Here is a 15,147-nt window from a genome sequence, read left to right as displayed (position 1 = left end):
TAGCATGTCACAATTCCGGTACGCTGGGTACAGCGATGGCGAGTACGAAGGGGGACTGCAGGTGAAATCCGAGGTCAGCGAGTTGCCGCAGCGTGCCTTCAACACAGTGGTGCATCGCTCTCGGATGGGTCTCAAGCGTGTACAGGCCAACGCAGGGCAGCTGATCCAGATCCCGATCGCAGCCACCGCCGCCTACGCATTCTGTGTCTATGTGCTCGGCCACCCCTATCCGTTCCTGGCGGCCGTCGCCTCTGCCGTCGGCATCGGTCCAGTCGCGGATCGTCGTCTGCGGCGGGCCATGGAGATCGGCTTCGGTGCGACCTTCGGCGTGCTCGTCGGTGAGCTCCTCGTCAACGTCTACGGCACCGGGGTCTGGCAGCTCACGGTGACCCTGGCCATCGGTCTCTTCATCGGCACGATGCTCAATTCCGGCGGCATCTTCATCACTCAGATCGCCGTTCAGTCCGTCTACGTCGTCGTGGTTCCCGCCACAGCCGCGACCCTGCCGTTCCCGCGCACCCTCGATGCCCTCACCGGCTCGGTGTGCGCAATCCTCCTTGCCCTGATCCTCCCGCGCGATGCCCGCAAGGTCCCGCGCGGTCTGGCCGCGAGCATGCTCGACGAGATCAGTGCAATCCTCCAGATGATGTCTAGGGCACTGCAGGACTCCGACGTCGCGCTGGCCAAGCGGGCGCTGACCCGGGCCCGTGAGACTCAGGACATCATCGACTCCTGGGGCTCGTCGCTCAAGATCTCGAAGGAAGCGGCGAAGATCAACGCCAGAGGCAGGCGTCATGCCGCCGAGGTGACCAGGCTGTCCCGTGCTCACACCCATGCCGATCGTGCCATGAGGACCATTCGAGTCATCGCGCGCCGAGTCGTGGGCATCACCGAATTCGGAATCGAGAAGCCGATCATCGCCGGCTATGTGGGCTCGCTGTCGGAAGGATCGAAGAAGCTCGAGGTCGCACTGCGCCGAGGCACTGATCGGGCTCTGGCGGAAGCGGCGCTGGCCGAGGCTGCCTCCAGTCTGGACCCACGCGCAGAGGCGAGCTGGGACATCCACGACGAGTCCCTTGTGCTGCTGCTGCGCCCGGTCGCTGTCGACCTCCTCGAAGCCTGCGGGCTGACCAACGACGCCGCCCAGAGTCGCCTCCCATCATTGAGCGAAGACACGCGAGACACGGACGAACCGCCTGCGGAGTGAGCCTCGAACGACTGGAGTGATTCCAGAGCTCAGCGGCTCTCTCAGCGGCTCTCGACGATGAACACCACAGTGGTCTCAGGCTTGAGTGCCGTGAACTTGTGCGGCTGGTCGCCGGGGTAGGTGAGATAGTCGCCGACGTGCAGCTCGTAGGAGTTCCCGAGCACCTCGATGCGAGCCGCGCCCTGCCCGAGGATCACATGCTCCACGGTGCCGATCGGGTGGGGCTGTGAGTCTCGAGGCTGGCCCGGTTCGGCCTGAATGAAATAGACATCGCGTCGGGCGTTGGCCGGAGATGCCGAGAGCAGAGTCGCCGCGTAGTTCGCAGTGTTCGACGGCAGGCTGGGCAGGTCCTTGGCATGGACGAGGGCAACCTCATGCTGCGGAGGATCGAGCAGTCTGGCCAAGGGGATGTCGAGCGCTGCCGCCAGGGCCCACATCGTCTCGACGCTGGGGTTGCCGGTGCCCGCCTCGAGCCCGGACATGGTCGACTTCCCGATCCCCGCCCGGCGCGCGACTTCGGAGAGTGAGAGGTCGGCCCGCAGTCGCTCGCGCTTGATGGCGGCTGCGATCTGTTCGCGTGGTTGAGAGCTCATGGGTTCACTATAGCGACAGGGCGTTCTGGTTGACGAACGAGAAGCCAATGTGCAGTATATAGAACATGAGTTCTGTATTTCGCACGATCGATCGGGTACTTCCGGGCTCGACCTATCGTGATGTCGCGATCGTCACGATCACGATCACCGCCGTCGCCCTGTCCTACGGGGCCATCTCCGCGGTATCCGGATTCCCCTGGTGGCAGACGCTGCTGCTGGCAATGTTCGCTCTCGGTGGCGCCGCCGAGTTCACCTTCGTCGGAGTGATCGCTGCAGGCGGCGCCCCGATACTGGCGGTGCTGGCAGGGCTGCTGGTCAACTCACGGAACTTCGCATTCGGCGTGGCAGTCGGACCGTTCTTTCCGCAGGACTGGCGCGCGCTCATCGCCGCGCACTGGATCAATGACGAATCGATCGCCGTATCGCGAACGGTCAACTCCGACCGAGCTCGGTGGCACGCCTTCCTGCTCATGGGGGCTGCCATCGCGCTGATGTGGCCGAGCGGGGCCATGGTCGGGCAGTGGCTCGGCAATGTCATCGATGCCGATCTCCTCGGCCTCGACGCGGCCTTCCCGATCATCCTCTTCTGCCTCATCCGCGGCGATCTGAAGAACAAGTCGACACTGACGCTGACGGTCGCAGGCATCCTCGTCGCCGTCCTCCTGACGCCGATCCTGCCGCTCGGGCTCGGGGCCGTGACTTCTCTGTCTGTATTCGTGTTCGTGGCCGCCGGGTGGCTGATCCGAACCGCCATCAGGAAGCGCCGAGGTGACTCCTCCCCGAGCGCCGCAGGTGAAGAACCAGCCCCAAGCCCTGCAGGTCAAGAACCACCCCAGGTTGATCGCGACGGTGTCGCTGGGCCCAACTCTCGGGAGGGGCGTCGATGAGCCCGGTCAGCTTCCTCATTGCGCTCGCCGCGCTGAGCATCGGAACCTACGCAATGCGCTTCGCCGGTGTGAAGCTCGGTGCGGCCATCGCCACCAAGGGCAGGCGTCGACAGCTCACGACCACCTCGGCGGGGGCGGGTGACACCGGACCGGACACCTCAGCGCCGGATGGCCCTGCGGGGGAGGGCCCGGGTGACGCTGCGACAGAGCAGGAGGGCGACTCGACGGCGACGGTGACGAAGTGGATGGATCGGGCGACGGTCGTTCTCATCGGTGCTGTCTTCGCCACGACGGCGATCTTCGATGGCCAGGACCTCGCGGATCCCGCACGGCTCATCGGCGTCGGGGTGGGAGTCCTCGCCTCGATCCTGCGGGTGCCGATGCTCATCTGCGTGCTGGTGGGCATGGCGGTGTGCGCGGGCATCCGCCTGACCGGAATCCTGTGAGTCCCTGTCCAGCGCAGCCGAGTCCAACCCAGTGCCGGAGGTGGCCCGGTTCATGTGCGGAGGGTGACTCGTCGGTGGGGATTCGCCCAGGATCCATGCCGACGCAGTGCCGGCGACGACTGTGATTGCTAGGGTGGATGCATGGAAATAATTGCTGGCTTTCAGCAGATCATCTTTCTCGCCTTGTCTGTCGCCGCCTTCGGCCTCCAGCTGTGGGCGTTCATCGACTGCCTCCGCTACAAGGACGAGAACTACCGCGCCGTCGACAAGCAGAGCAAGAAGTTCTGGGTCATCCTCCTCGGCGTTGGTCTCGCGCTCGCGCTCATCGCACTGCCGCCGATGGGAATGCGCATCATCTTCCTCAACCTCATCGCTCTCGTCGCAGGCATCGTCTACCTCACCGACGTCCGCCCGAAGATCAAGGCCATCGACCCGCGCAATCGCAAACAGACTCGGAAGAACTGGCGCTGAGCCGGCGACGAGCACGCATCGATGACACAGGACCTCAACCTCCCGGGCCCCGAAACCGACTTCATCGCCACCTTCGGCAACGGTGAGCCCCACACACTGTTCGGCCACGGATTCGCCGGCGCGATCCGCGACACCCGACCATTCGGCACCGGCATCACCGGAACCAAGCACTTCCTTCACCTCCCCGGCCACGGCGGCCGCCCATCACCGGGTCCAGGGTGGAACTACGGCCAAATCGCCGAGGTGCTGGCGCAGGCACTGACATCCACCTCGGCGACTCAGGCCCTCGGGGTCTCGATGTCCGCCGGTGGGCTTCTCCGGCTGCTGAGCACGGGCCATCCGGTGACCCAGAACCTGGAGAAGGTCGCCCTCGTGCTCCCGGCCTCATTCACCGGATTCTCCGCCGAGGTGGCCGAGACCAACCGTGCTCACCTGGAGAAACTGCGCGAGCTGTCCGCCGCCGGTGACGTCGAATCCATCACCGACCTCATGCTCTCGCGAGAGCCCGCCGAGGTGGCCGAGCTCCTGCCGGCCCGCGCCTGGACAAAGACGAAGGCCGAGAACCTCGTGAACACAGACATGTCGGACGGGCTCGGCCTGGCGCTCGAGATCGCCGTCGACGCGAGCTCGGGCGACAATCCGCTGGGCACTCTGGCGCGTTTCCCCGGGGAGGTGCTCGTGCTCACCCACGACGATGACCCTGCACATCCGGTCGAGGTCGCCGAGGCGGTTGTTGCCGCGATTCCCGACTCCCGTCTGGAAGTCCTGCCGGCGGGTTCGATCCTGTGGCGTGGTCGCCACGAAGTTCGCCGGATCCTCGGCGAGTTCTTTGGCTAAACTGGCACCGTGCGCATCTCCGTTCTCTCCCTCCACACCTCGCCCGCGGCTCAGCCGGGCCAGGGCGATGCCGGTGGCATGAACGTCTACGTCGACCAGTCGGTGCGCGCCCTGGCGGCCGCCGGCCACATCGTCGACGTCTTCACTGCTGACCCGAGCGGCATCGATGGGCTGGGGAACAGCGGGAACCAGGACAGCTTCGACGAGGTCGAGGATATCGACGGTTGCCTCGACACACTCCAGATCGCTGAGAACGTCCGTCTTCATCAGCTGCCGATCGAGGCTGCGAGCAAGGACGAGCTTGCCGACGCCATCGACGAACTTTCGCTGCTCCTCCTCGCTCAGCCGACCTTCACCTCGGCGGATCTGATCTGGGCCCACTATTGGATCTCCGCCGAGGCAGCCCTGCGCGCCCAGGAACTGCGCGCCCAAGACCTGCATGCCAAGGACCTCGGCTCCGGTGAGCGTCCGCGGATCGTCGTGAGCATGCACACGATCGGCGCGGTCAAGAACCGCGACTCTGAAACCAGCCACGAGCGACCTCAACGTCTTGAGGCAGAGGAGAGGATCGCCTCGGCGGTGGACCTGCTTGTGGCCAACACTCCGGCAGAGCGTCGCGACCTCATCCACGAACTCGGCGCCGATGCGGAGTCCGTCGTGGTGGCCAGACCTGGCGTCGATCACGAACTGTTCTCCCCCGGAGATCGTGCCGAAGCCAGAACCCACCTGGGCCTCGACCCGGACGAATTCATCGTCCTCTATGTGGGGCGCATGCAGTTCATCAAGGGCACCGATATCGTCGTCGACGCGATCTCGGGGCTGCGCGAGAACAACCCGCACCTGGCCGCGCGGACACGAGGGATCCTCCTCGGCGCAGTCTCGGGCCAGGAGGCTCCGACCGGATCCACGCCCTACCTGCGCACGCTGAATAACGCGATCGCCGCCGAACCCAGCGTCGAGGTGCGACGCCCTGTTCCGGCACACGAGCTCGTCACCTACTACCGTGCCGCGGACGTTCTCCTCGTCCCCTCGCGCAGCGAATCATTCGGACTGGTCGCCGCCGAGGCCTCAGCATCGGGACTGCCCGCCATCGCCTCGGCGGTGGGAGGTCTGCCCGACATCGTCGAACACGAATACTCCGGTGTCCTCATCGCCGACCACAACCCCAGGCACTGGGCGATGGCGCTTGAGCGGATGCTCCTCGATGACGATGTGCGCAGCGAGCTCGCCGCCCACGCCGCCGAGCGCTCGGCTCGATTCGACTGGGCTGCCACGGCAGCGGCGGTGCTCGGAGCACTCGAGGTGCCGGACCAGGTGCTGCACACAACCATGACGACCGTTGAAGAGCCGGCCCCGGCGAGTCTCGTCGGGCGCACTTGCTGAGCCGGTCGTTGAGTCGCAGACGGAAGGACACGAGATGACGAGCGACACTGAATCGACGAACGACACCGAGACGATCTTGGCCGGGGTGAGGCAATGGGCCCACGAGAACGAGGTCGAGGTCGACGCCGTTGAAGACTCACAGATCGCCGTGGTCCTGCCCGGGGAGAAGAAGCTGAAGACGACCGTGTCGATCACGATCGCAGCGCGAACGGTGCAGCTGCAGGCGTTCGTCATTCGTCATCCGGACGAGAACTCCGAGGAGTTCAACCGGTGGCTGCTGATGAAGAACCTGAAGCCGGGGCCCGTGTCCTTCGGCATCGATGCTCTCGGCGACGTCTACCTGGGAGCCAGTGTCCCCCGGGACCGACTGCTGGGGGAGCTCGACTCGCTGCTCGGAGCGATCCTGGCGACCGCCGACTCCTCATTCAACGAGCTCCTGCTCATCGGCTTCCGCACCGGAATGAAGAAGGAATGGGCATGGCGGATCAGTCGCGGGGAGTCGACGCGCAATCTCGCTGCCTTCGCAGACGTCCTCAGCGGGGACGACAATGAATTCCTGGAGCAGACATGAACGTCGACGACTACATCGCCGGGTGCGACGATGAGTACAAGAGAGGCTTTCTGGCCCGCCTCCGTGACCTCAGCCGCAGTGCTGCGCCCACCGCGGAGGAGGGCATCAAATGGGGGAACCCTGCCTATTCGCTGGACACGATCCTCTTCGCATTCGCCGGCTATGCCAAACACGCGAACTTCGTGTTCACCCCCAGCACCAAAGAGGCCTTCGCCGATCAGCTCGGCGACTTCGACACCGGAAAAGGGTCGATCAAGCTCTATTACGATCGTGAGATCCCCACCGACCTGTTGTCGCAGATGATCGCTCACCGCATCCACGAGGCCGAGGTCGACGGCGTGAAGTGGATGTGAGCCTCAGCTCAGATCCAGTTTGAGTCCTTCGTGACTGGCTTCGTAGCCGAGACGAGCATAGAACCGCTGCGCATCCGCACGCGATTTGTCGGTCGTCAGCTGAGCCAGCGAGGCCCCGAATCGACGTCCGCAGTCATGGGCCCAGTCGAAGACGGCAGTGCCCAGACCAAGCCCCTGCGCGGCCGGGCCGATCCTCACTGCTTCGATCTGCAGCCGTGTCGAACCTCGCCGTGACAGGCTCGGGATCAAGGTCAGCTGCAGAGTGCCCACGAGAGCAGTCGACGCCGTTCGCGAAGGCTGTGACTGTCCGTCCGCGCGAGGTTCCGCGGCACTGTCGGCGCTGTCGGTGACCTCGGAACTGTCGGTGACCTCGTCGACTGCGACCAGAAGCTGATTGGGGTCGGAGTCGATGAGACCGAAGGCGTGCTGGTAGCTGGCAGCCTCATTGGACCCCGACCCCTCGCGACCGGCTCCGAGAGCGTCATCGCGAAGCAGAGACACCAACTGTGGCACGTCTGTTTCGGTCGCGCGACGAACCAGGAACTTCCTGTCCGCGAGGGAGATCGTCTCCTCGACGAAAGCGGAGAAGCCCGCCGGAGTCGCAGACTCGGTCATCGCACTGACTCTTGTGCGCGAGCGTCCTGAGCGAGCTGCTCACGCGGCGGTTTGGAGTAGGGCCGACGTGCGAACAGCGAGGCCAGGAGTGCGCCGGAGACGTTGTGCCAGACGCTGAACACGGCTCCGGGGAGTGCGGCCAAGGGGGAGAAGTACGTGGTGGCCAGGGTCGAGGCGAGACCGGAGTTCTGCAGGCCGACCTCGAAGGAGAGCGCGCGTCTGGTTGGTGTATCGAGGCGGCAGGCGGCCGCGACACCGTAGCCGATGCCCAGGCCCAGTACGTTGTGGGTGATGACGGCCAGGAGGACGAGGAGTCCGGCCGAGGCGATGGAATCGGCGGAGCCGGCGACGACGATGGCAACGATGTAGGCGATGGCGACCGATGCCAGCCACGGCAGCACGGGTGAGATCGCATCGACGAGCTTCGAGGCCACGACCCGCACCAGGACACCGACGATGACGGGCACGAGAACCGTCTGGCAGATCGAGACGAACATCGACCAGAACGGCACATCCATATAGGAGCCAGCCAGCCATAGGGTCAGCAGGGGAGTCAGTACCGGAGCGAGCAGGGTTGAGAGCGTCGTGATCGACACGGACAGCGCGGTGTCGCCCTTGGCCAGATAGGTCACCACATTCGAGGCAGTGCCGCCGGGTGCACAGCCGACGAGGATGACGCCGACGGCGATCTCGGCCGGAAGGTTGAACAGGGTGACGACGAGGAGGCCGAGCAGCGGCATGGCGATGAACTGCGTGACGACGCCGAGTGCGGCGATCCACGGTTTCTTGGCGATGCGGGCGAAGTCCGGCAAGGTCAGGGTCAGCCCCATGAAGAACATGACGACGCCGAGGCTCCACGTGATTGTGGGTGCCAGCGGCGTGAACGTGTCGGGGGTGAGGAATCCGAGGACTCCCGCGATGACGACGAGGACCGGCAGCGCTGTGACGGCGATGATCGAACTGCGATCAGCTTTCGGCTGCTGGGCGGGAGACGGCGATGTCTGCCCGGAGTGTGAGTGAGGGTTCGGGGTCTGCGGTGACCCCGCTGGAGGCGTGGATGAGTCGGACATGAGCTCAGGCTAGCCGTGCATTTCGGGATGCAAGACGGTGTGCCGAATAGTGAGAAACGTCTCGAGGGCTGATGCGGGCTCACCCAAGGACTCACCCGCAGGCTCACCCAAGGACCCGTCCGCAGGCTCATTCCGTGGGCGCGTCTGTGCTCGCGTGTGCGGTCGTGCAAAAATGGTGCCATGACGCATAACCTCATCCTGCTGCGCCACGGCGAGAGCGAATGGAACCAGAAGAATCTGTTCACCGGTTGGGTCGATGTGACCCTGACCGACAAGGGCCGCGCAGAGGGCCAGCGCGCCGGAGAGCTCCTGCGCGAGGCCGAGCTCATCCCTGACGTCGTGTACACCTCCCGTCTCAAGCGGGCCATCCTCACCTCGAACCTGGCGCTCGAGGCCGCCGACCTCTCCTGGCTCGACGTCCATCGCAGCTGGCGACTCAACGAACGCCACTACGGTGCGCTGCAGGGCAAGAACAAGAAGGAGATCCGCGAGGAGTTCGGCGAGGAGCAGTTCATGACCTGGCGCCGCTCCTTCGACACCCCGCCGCCGGCTCTTGGTGATGCTTCCGAATTCTCACAGGCCGGAGATCCCCGCTACGCCAACCTCGGCGATTCCCTGCCTCGTACGGAATGCCTGGCCGATGTCATCGACCGGCTCCTGCCCTACTGGTACGACCGGCTCGTCCCCGAACTCACCGTCGGACGCACTGTGCTCGTCGTCGCCCACGGCAATTCGCTGCGTGCCCTCGTCAAGCACCTCGACGGGATCTCCGATGCCGATATCACCGGCCTCAACATTCCCACCGGAATCCCGCTGCACTACGAGCTGACTGAGGACTTCACCCCGGTCAAGCCCGGCGGCACCTACCTCGATCCCGCTGCCGCCGAGGCCGCGATCGGTCAGGTCGCCAACCAGGGCCGCTGAGGCTCAGGCTGTCACTTACTCGGGCTCGCGTCCGCAACTTCACTGGCCGTCACTTCGCCGGCCGCCACCTCGGCGACCGCCCTCATCTGCTCAAGGAGGAGGGTGATCGCCGGGGAGGCGCTCATCGAGGCCCGCCAGACGAGGTAGATCCAACGGGCGATGCTCGGATCATCGAGCTCGACGACGGTGACGTCGTCGGGCAGATGCGGTCGACCCAGCCGCGGCACCAGCGCAAGCGCCCCGACGGCCCGGACGAACTCGATCTGGGTGTCGTACTCCATCGCCCAGTACTCGATCCGCGGTTCGGTGTTGAGCGGGTCGAAGAGTGCGGTGAGCCAGCGGTGGCACACGCCGTTGCGCGGTGCCGAGACGAAGACCTCGCCGAGGAGGTCCTGGCGACTCACCCGACCACGCGCGGCCAGGTGGTGGTCGCGGTGCATGACGATGTCGGCCCGGTCGACCGTGATGAGCTCGGATTTGAGCGTCGAGGGCAGCTGGGGAGGCGCCTCCCGCCAGTCGAAGATGAGTGAGGCGTCGATCCGACCGGCCGTGACCATGTCGATGAGCTCATCGGGCTCTTCCTCGATGTTGGTGATCGTCAGCTCCGGCGCGGTGTCCTTGAGCAGCGGCAGGGACGGCACCAGCACCCCGCGGATGCCGGTCGAGAATCCGCCCACCGTGATTCGACCCCGAGGTTCGCCCGACCGTGCCCTGGCGTCGGTCTCGAGGCTTTCGAGATCCTGGAGCAGCTCGGCACCGCGACGGCTGAGCTCACGACCCATCGGGGTCAGTGCGATCCCACGTCCGGTGCGCTCGGTCACCGGTGCCCCGAGGTAGCGCGAGAGCTTCTGCAGCTGATGGCTGATGGCCGCCGAGGTGTAGCCGAGCGCGTCGGCAGTCGCCGTGACGGATCCGGCCGAGTCGAGAGCAACGAGCGTGCGCAGAGCGAGAGTGTCGATCATCAAATTATTTTAACGAAACCGCGCATTTATATTCAATGGAAATTTGATGCAGTGGCTGGGATCCTTGAAGCATGCGTCCCGTCCACTACATGCTCGCCCTGCTCGTCGTCGTCCTCTGGGGCGTCAACTTCATCTTCATCGACTTCGGGCTGCGGGACTGGCCGCCGCTGCTCCTCGTCGCCGCTCGCTTCACCCTCGTGGTGTTCCCGGCGATCTTCTTCGTGAAGTTCCCACACGGGGACTTCCGCCGCATCCTGCTCATCGGGGTGTTCATGTCCGCGGGCCAGTTCGGTCTGCTCTACACATCGATGTTCCTCGGTCTCCCGGCCGGTCTGACCTCGATCGTCATCCAGATCCAGGCGGCATTCACCGTCCTCGTCGCCGCGCTCGCACTGCGCGAGTTCCCGAATCGGCGTCAGATCATCGGCATCCTCATCGGCCTCTCAGGGCTGGGCGTCATCGGGCTGAGCCTGCAGGCCTCGGTCCCGATCGCAGCCTTCCTCGTCGCCCTCGGCGCCTCCCTGTCGTGGGCGATCGGCAATGTCATCGCCCGCGGTGTGAAGGAAGGGACCAACGGCGTGCAGATGACCGTGTGGTCGGCACTTGTCGTGCCGGTTCCGCTGTTCGTGCTCTCGCTTCTCGTCGATGGCCCCGCCGAGGTGGCCCATGCCCTCGCGCACCCGACCTGGGGTGTCGTGGCCTCGATCGTCTACACCGCCGGGTGCGCATCTCTCATCGGCTATGTCATCTGGAATTCGTTGCTCGCCCGCTTCCCGGCATCGCAGGTCGCACCGTTCTCGCTGCTCGTCCCGCTGGTCGGTGTGCTCTCTGCCTGGCTCGTCCTCGGCGACCGTCCCACAGTGCCCGAGCTCATCGGGGGTGTGCTCCTGCTCCTCGGCGTCGCGGTCACAACCGGAGTGCTCAAGACGATTGCGCGCAGCATCACGGGATCGAAGCAGCGATCACGGAAGGTCATCGCGAGCGAAAAGCCCGAGGCCGAACATTCGTCGGCCTCGGGCTGATTCGAGGTCTCACACCTGATGCAGAGTCTCACATCAGGTTCAGCTGTCTCACACCTGTTTCAGGCGTATGTCACTTCTTCGACAGGTACGGTTCCCAGTTGCCGGTGAGCAGGTATTCGACCTTCTGGGACACGGACACCGCGTGGTCACCGAAGCGCTCGTAGTAGCGCGAGAGCAGGGTCACGTCGGCGATGTGACGAGGCGCCAGCGAACCGGCAGGTGCCTCGGCGAGCTTGGCGAAGATGCTCAGGTGCAGTTCGTCGAGCTCTTCGTCGATCGCGTTGATCGTGGGCACGGCTGTCAGGCCGGGGTTCGACAGCAGGTTCTCGGTCGCCTCGGCGATCTTCTCTCCTGATTCGCCCATCCGGGTGAACGTGTCGGAGAAGTGATCGGGGATCGCGGACTCGGGGTAGCGGATGCGCACCTGCTGGGCGATGTGGCGAGCCAGGTCGCCCATGCGCTCGAGGGAGGCGGACATCCGCAGGGAGCCGATGACCGCGCGCAGGTCAGCGGCGACGGGTGCCTGCAGGGCCAGCATCTCAGCGGCCTGCTGGTCGAGGGCGTACTGCATGTGGTCGATGACGGCGTCGGCTTCGATGACCTTTTCGGCCAGCTCCAGGTCGTTGCTGCGCAGGGCCTGGTTCGCCAGGCGCATCGCCTCGTGTACCTTGATGGACATGTCGACCAGCTGCGTGGCCAGGTCGTCCAGCTCATTTCTGAAGACTTCGCGCATTGACAACGGTTCCTTAATCTCGTGGATCTCTGGTGAGGCTGACGTGCCTCATGGTGTCCCGGGGCGGACAGCTGTCCGGTCAGGACAGGCACACTGTGCCAGCTTGACACGATTGGGTGAACGTTGTCTGGCGTGTAGGTGAATTCCACGGCAAAAGCGGCGCTCTGGGGCCGATTCGGTGCACCCGTGAAGCAGACTGCGCATAAGCTTGATGACGTGGACCTCTTGATCGTAGCGGTCCTGACCGGCATCGTCGGTCTGGGACTTGGCATAGCGGGAATTCTGGCGTTTCGTTTCAGCGAACGCTCCCGTGATGCTGCCGATCTGCATTCAGAGGATGACCTGCCGGAGGGCATCGCCGAGGTTCTGGCCGTGCTTCCCTCGGCCGCGATCGTCCTCGACGCCGGAGACGACGTCGTCAAAGCCTCCCCGGCCGCCTATACTTTCGGTCTGGTCAGAGGGCATTCCCTCGCCTCCCCTGAGATGCTGCGGATGGTTGAACGTGTGCGCTCCCGTGGCCTCATCGAAGAGATCGAACTCGAACAGAAACGTGAGCAGACGGACTCGGTCCTGCGCTTCCTCCACGCTCGAGTGGCCCCCTTGGGCACGAACTTCGTACTCGTCCTCTGCGACGACCAGACCGAGTCCAAGCGCGTCGATGCCGTTCGCCGTGACTTCGTCGCCAACGTCTCCCACGAGCTCAAGACCCCCATCGGTGCTATGGCGCTCCTGGCCGAGGCGGTCACCGACTTCTCCGATGACCCGCAGGCTGTCGAACGCTTCGGCGGACGCATGCAGCGCGAGTCGAAGCGCCTGACCCAGCTGGTGCAGGAGATCATCGACCTCTCCCGGGTGCAGGACCACACGGCCCCGTCTGCGACGGAGAAGATCTCCGCCGCCGAGGTGGTCGATGATGCCGCTGACCGTGCCCGCACGCGCGCCGAAGGCAAGAACATCCACATCGAGGTCTCGCCTCCTGGCCGGATGCTCATCGAAGGCAACTACGAACTTCTCGTCAATGCGGTGCGCAACCTCATCGACAATGCCATCAACTACTCACCCGACGGGACCCGCATCGGAGTCGGGGTCGAACTCGTCGACGAACGCGTTGAGATCTCCGTGACCGACCAGGGCATCGGGCTCTCCACCCAGGACACGGAGCGAGTCTTCGAACGGTTCTACCGCGTCGATCCGGCACGTTCGCGCATCACCGGCGGCACCGGTTTGGGGCTGAGCATCGTCAAGCACATCATCGCCACTCACGGCGGCGAGGTGAAGGTCTGGAGCCGACTCGGCAAGGGCTCGACGTTTACGATCGTGCTGCCGCTGGCAGGGACGGTCACCGACGACGAAGCATCCTCCTCGGCGCCGGATGGGGTCCTCCTCGAACACTCGGCACAGGCGGAAGCCGGAGCTGGCAGCGCTGCTGGAGCCGATGACGTCACCGAACACGACGCTCACGGCAACAGAGACGTTGACGAAGACGCTGAAAAAGACGGTGACAATGACGTTGACGGTGACAAGGGTGTCAGCACAGTGGAGAATGAGACAACCCAGGTTCTGAAAACCGGAAGCGAACAAAGGAAGCTCAAGACGTGACTCGAATTCTGCTTGTCGAGGACGAAGATTCGTTCTCGGACCCACTCTCGTACCTGCTCGGTAAAGAAGGTTATGAGGTGACTGTTGCCGATGACGGTTTGAAGGCTCTTGCAGAGTTCGACCGCAACGGTGCCGACCTCGTCCTGCTCGACCTCATGCTGCCGGGAGTCTCCGGCACCGAGGTGTGCCGAGAACTGCGCGTGAAGTCCAGTGTGCCGATCATCATGCTCACCGCCAAAGACTCGGAGATCGACAAGGTGGTGGGACTCGAGCTCGGCGCCGACGACTACGTGACCAAGCCGTACTCCTCACGTGAACTGCTGGCCAGGGTCCGTGCGGTGCTGCGACGCAATGTCGAGTCGGAGGGCTTCGACGACGAGTCGGTGCTCGAGGCCGGGGGAGTCCGCATCGACGTCGAACGCCACGTCGTGAGCGTTCGCGGCGAAGAGCTCTCGATGCCGCTCAAGGAGTTCGAACTCCTCGAGATCCTCATCCGCAACTCGGGTCGAGTGATGACGCGTGGTCAGCTCATCGATCGGATCTGGGGAGAGGACTACGTGGGGGACACGAAGACCCTCGATGTTCACGTCAAGCGCCTGCGCGCCAAGGTCGAGCAGAACCCTTCGGAACCGCGCCTGCTCACCACGGTGCGTGGGCTCGGCTACAAGTTCGAAGCCTGATCACCCGCAGACTCCACCCGACAGACAAGAAAGGAGCCGCCCACATGGGCGGCTCCTTTTCTTGTACTCAGCTCTCGTGCGGCTGTGCTCAGCCGTTGACTCCAACTGCAGACTCGCCCTGTTCACCGGACTGAGATGCATCGCCACTGGGCTGGGACGCATCCTCGCTGGGTGATTCCGAGGGCTTTTCGCTGGGAACGTACTCTTCGTACTGCGGCAAGGAGTTCGACAGGACCTGGGTCCGGATCGTCTTCTCATCGTCGCCGACCTTGACGGTGACATCGGCCAGATCGCCGGGCTTGGCCTTGAGGCCGTCCACAATGACCGGCTTCGTTGACGTCGCCGCCGAGCTCTCTGGGTCCTGAACGTAGGTCTCGCCGGCCTTGACCGACTCCTTCTGCGTCTTCTCGCCGACTTCCAGGGACACCGAAGCAGTCGAATCGCCCTTGTTGATGAGCGTGTAGAACAGCTGGGCCGGGCCCTCGCCGGACTCGTCCATGATGAGCATCATTCCGCGCACCTCGACGTCTCCGACCGAACCCCACGCACCGTCACCGGCGTTGTAGTGATACTCGGCAGTCTGGTGAGGTGACAGCATGCTTGCACATCCGCTGACGGGAATGATGAGAGCGAGTGCGGCAACTGCGAGTGCCGCGCGGTTGTGCCGTTTCATTTTGCTCCTTGAAGTGGCAATACAAGATCAATCTGTATACTACCCGGTTTTTGACCGGCCGTAGAACCCGGAATGCCTCCGAGCGAGATCGAGCGGGAGACAACGGAGATCGAGCGGGTGA

18 protein-coding genes are annotated in these 15,147 nt (G+C 64.4%); 12 read left to right on the top strand and 6 right to left on the bottom strand.

Features of this window, described 5'->3' with window-relative positions:
* Window positions 1-4: 4 nt before the first annotated feature.
* Complete coding sequence (locus CXR25_RS15935) at window positions 5-1,207, top strand: FUSC family protein (RefSeq protein WP_096178529.1); 1,203 nt, start codon at window positions 5-7, stop codon at window positions 1,205-1,207.
* Between the two features lie 41 nt (window positions 1,208-1,248).
* On the opposite strand, the gene CXR25_RS15930 is transcribed toward CXR25_RS15935, so the two are convergent.
* Window positions 1,249-1,800 carry a helix-turn-helix domain-containing protein gene (locus CXR25_RS15930; protein ID WP_009883656.1) on the bottom strand — a complete coding sequence of 184 codons (552 nt, stop codon included), beginning with the start codon at window positions 1,798-1,800 and terminating at the stop codon, window positions 1,249-1,251.
* 65 nt (window positions 1,801-1,865) lie between these two features.
* Between CXR25_RS15930 and CXR25_RS15925 the strand changes: the two genes are divergently transcribed.
* The 7 genes from CXR25_RS15925 to CXR25_RS15895 all read left to right on the top strand — a co-directional run bounded on the left by CXR25_RS15925 (window position 1,866) and on the right by CXR25_RS15895 (window position 6,748).
* On the top strand, window positions 1,866-2,687 hold the full coding sequence (locus tag CXR25_RS15925) for an AzlC family ABC transporter permease (RefSeq protein WP_009883655.1): 822 nt from the start codon (window positions 1,866-1,868) through the stop codon (window positions 2,685-2,687).
* Entirely contained in the window at window positions 2,684-3,133 is a 450-nt protein-coding gene (locus tag CXR25_RS15920; RefSeq protein WP_009883654.1) for an AzlD domain-containing protein, read from the top strand. The genes CXR25_RS15925 and CXR25_RS15920 overlap by 4 nt, the downstream gene beginning before the upstream one ends.
* A gap of 141 nt (window positions 3,134-3,274) precedes the next feature.
* Window positions 3,275-3,604: a DUF2516 family protein gene (locus tag CXR25_RS15915; protein WP_069600885.1), complete on the top strand. Its 330-nt coding sequence runs from the start codon at window positions 3,275-3,277 to the stop codon at window positions 3,602-3,604.
* A gap of 21 nt (window positions 3,605-3,625) precedes the next feature.
* The gene (locus CXR25_RS15910; protein WP_101639465.1) at window positions 3,626-4,441 is read left to right on the top strand and encodes an alpha/beta fold hydrolase; all 816 of its coding nucleotides are present in this window, start codon (window positions 3,626-3,628) and stop codon (window positions 4,439-4,441) included.
* A 9-nt stretch (window positions 4,442-4,450) separates the two neighbouring features.
* The gene (locus CXR25_RS15905) at window positions 4,451-5,824 is read left to right on the top strand and encodes a glycosyltransferase (protein WP_096178538.1); all 1,374 of its coding nucleotides are present in this window, start codon (window positions 4,451-4,453) and stop codon (window positions 5,822-5,824) included.
* A gap of 34 nt (window positions 5,825-5,858) precedes the next feature.
* Window positions 5,859-6,395 carry a YbjN domain-containing protein gene (locus CXR25_RS15900; protein WP_009883650.1) on the top strand — a complete coding sequence of 179 codons (537 nt, stop codon included), beginning with the start codon at window positions 5,859-5,861 and terminating at the stop codon, window positions 6,393-6,395.
* The gene (locus CXR25_RS15895) at window positions 6,392-6,748 is read left to right on the top strand and encodes an iron chaperone (RefSeq protein WP_009883649.1); all 357 of its coding nucleotides are present in this window, start codon (window positions 6,392-6,394) and stop codon (window positions 6,746-6,748) included. The genes CXR25_RS15900 and CXR25_RS15895 overlap by 4 nt, the downstream gene beginning before the upstream one ends.
* A gap of 3 nt (window positions 6,749-6,751) precedes the next feature.
* Here the strand turns inward: CXR25_RS15895 and CXR25_RS15890 are convergent, their stop codons facing one another.
* On the bottom strand, window positions 6,752-7,363 hold the full coding sequence (locus tag CXR25_RS15890; RefSeq protein ID WP_096178541.1) for a GNAT family N-acetyltransferase: 612 nt from the start codon (window positions 7,361-7,363) through the stop codon (window positions 6,752-6,754).
* Complete coding sequence (locus CXR25_RS15885; RefSeq protein WP_009883647.1) at window positions 7,360-8,433, bottom strand: bile acid:sodium symporter family protein; 1,074 nt, start codon at window positions 8,431-8,433, stop codon at window positions 7,360-7,362. Before CXR25_RS15885 ends, CXR25_RS15890 begins: the two co-directional genes overlap by 4 nt.
* Before the next feature lie 180 nt (window positions 8,434-8,613).
* On the opposite strand from CXR25_RS15885, the gene CXR25_RS15880 reads away from it, so the two are divergent.
* A complete protein-coding gene (locus CXR25_RS15880; protein ID WP_069600881.1) occupies window positions 8,614-9,357 on the top strand; it encodes a phosphoglyceromutase in 744 nt (247 codons plus the stop codon).
* Between the two features lie 11 nt (window positions 9,358-9,368).
* Here the strand turns inward: CXR25_RS15880 and CXR25_RS15875 are convergent, their stop codons facing one another.
* Window positions 9,369-10,319, bottom strand: a complete 951-nt coding sequence (locus CXR25_RS15875) for a LysR family transcriptional regulator (protein WP_125240783.1) — start codon at window positions 10,317-10,319, stop codon at window positions 9,369-9,371.
* Window positions 10,320-10,390: 71 nt separating this feature from the next.
* Here CXR25_RS15875 and CXR25_RS15870 point away from each other — a divergent pair, with 71 nt between their 5' ends.
* Window positions 10,391-11,341, top strand: coding sequence for an EamA family transporter (locus CXR25_RS15870; protein WP_096168192.1), 951 nt, complete (start codon window positions 10,391-10,393; stop codon window positions 11,339-11,341).
* Window positions 11,342-11,411: 70 nt separating this feature from the next.
* Here the strand turns inward: CXR25_RS15870 and phoU are convergent, their stop codons facing one another.
* A complete protein-coding gene (gene phoU / locus CXR25_RS15865) occupies window positions 11,412-12,074 on the bottom strand; it encodes a phosphate signaling complex protein PhoU (RefSeq protein WP_009883643.1) in 663 nt (220 codons plus the stop codon).
* Window positions 12,075-12,290: 216 nt separating this feature from the next.
* Here phoU and CXR25_RS15860 point away from each other — a divergent pair, with 216 nt between their 5' ends.
* Together CXR25_RS15860 and CXR25_RS15855 are read left to right on the top strand one after the other, a co-directional pair.
* Window positions 12,291-13,673 carry a sensor histidine kinase gene (locus tag CXR25_RS15860; RefSeq protein WP_236850509.1) on the top strand — a complete coding sequence of 461 codons (1,383 nt, stop codon included), beginning with the start codon at window positions 12,291-12,293 and terminating at the stop codon, window positions 13,671-13,673.
* Window positions 13,670-14,353: a response regulator transcription factor gene (locus CXR25_RS15855; RefSeq protein ID WP_009883641.1), complete on the top strand. Its 684-nt coding sequence runs from the start codon at window positions 13,670-13,672 to the stop codon at window positions 14,351-14,353. Before CXR25_RS15860 ends, CXR25_RS15855 begins: the two co-directional genes overlap by 4 nt.
* 88 nt (window positions 14,354-14,441) lie before the next feature.
* Here CXR25_RS15855 and CXR25_RS15850 read toward each other — a convergent pair whose 3' ends face one another.
* On the bottom strand, window positions 14,442-15,026 hold the full coding sequence (locus CXR25_RS15850) for a hypothetical protein (RefSeq protein ID WP_069600878.1): 585 nt from the start codon (window positions 15,024-15,026) through the stop codon (window positions 14,442-14,444).
* Between the last annotated feature and the right edge of the window lie 121 nt (window positions 15,027-15,147).

Origin of the sequence: Brevibacterium aurantiacum (assembly GCF_003932995.1) — a bacterium.
Lineage (GTDB): Bacteria > Actinomycetota > Actinomycetes > Actinomycetales > Brevibacteriaceae > Brevibacterium > Brevibacterium aurantiacum.
This window is presented reverse-complemented; position numbering and strand designations above follow the sequence as displayed.

Bases quoted from the DNA above. Each gene is read 5' to 3' on its own strand.
- CXR25_RS15910 (WP_101639465.1), top strand. From the start codon at position 3,626: ATGACACAGGACCTCAACCTCCCGGGCCCCGAAACCGACTTCATCGCC.
- phoU (WP_009883643.1), bottom strand. From the start codon at position 12,074: ATGCGCGAAGTCTTCAGAAATGAGCTGGACGACCTGGCCACGCAGCTG.
- CXR25_RS15890 (WP_096178541.1), bottom strand. From the start codon at position 7,363: ATGACCGAGTCTGCGACTCCGGCGGGCTTCTCCGCTTTCGTCGAGGAG.
- CXR25_RS15935 (WP_096178529.1), top strand. From the start codon at position 5: ATGTCACAATTCCGGTACGCTGGGTACAGCGATGGCGAGTACGAAGGG.
- CXR25_RS15885 (WP_009883647.1), bottom strand. From the start codon at position 8,433: ATGTCCGACTCATCCACGCCTCCAGCGGGGTCACCGCAGACCCCGAAC.
- CXR25_RS15850 (WP_069600878.1), bottom strand. From the start codon at position 15,026: ATGAAACGGCACAACCGCGCGGCACTCGCAGTTGCCGCACTCGCTCTC.
- CXR25_RS15900 (WP_009883650.1), top strand. From the start codon at position 5,859: ATGACGAGCGACACTGAATCGACGAACGACACCGAGACGATCTTGGCC.
- CXR25_RS15875 (WP_125240783.1), bottom strand. From the start codon at position 10,319: ATGATCGACACTCTCGCTCTGCGCACGCTCGTTGCTCTCGACTCGGCC.
- CXR25_RS15895 (WP_009883649.1), top strand. From the start codon at position 6,392: ATGAACGTCGACGACTACATCGCCGGGTGCGACGATGAGTACAAGAGA.
- CXR25_RS15925 (WP_009883655.1), top strand. From the start codon at position 1,866: ATGAGTTCTGTATTTCGCACGATCGATCGGGTACTTCCGGGCTCGACC.
- CXR25_RS15920 (WP_009883654.1), top strand. From the start codon at position 2,684: ATGAGCCCGGTCAGCTTCCTCATTGCGCTCGCCGCGCTGAGCATCGGA.
- CXR25_RS15870 (WP_096168192.1), top strand. From the start codon at position 10,391: ATGCGTCCCGTCCACTACATGCTCGCCCTGCTCGTCGTCGTCCTCTGG.
- CXR25_RS15930 (WP_009883656.1), bottom strand. From the start codon at position 1,800: ATGAGCTCTCAACCACGCGAACAGATCGCAGCCGCCATCAAGCGCGAG.
- CXR25_RS15915 (WP_069600885.1), top strand. From the start codon at position 3,275: ATGGAAATAATTGCTGGCTTTCAGCAGATCATCTTTCTCGCCTTGTCT.
- CXR25_RS15880 (WP_069600881.1), top strand. From the start codon at position 8,614: ATGACGCATAACCTCATCCTGCTGCGCCACGGCGAGAGCGAATGGAAC.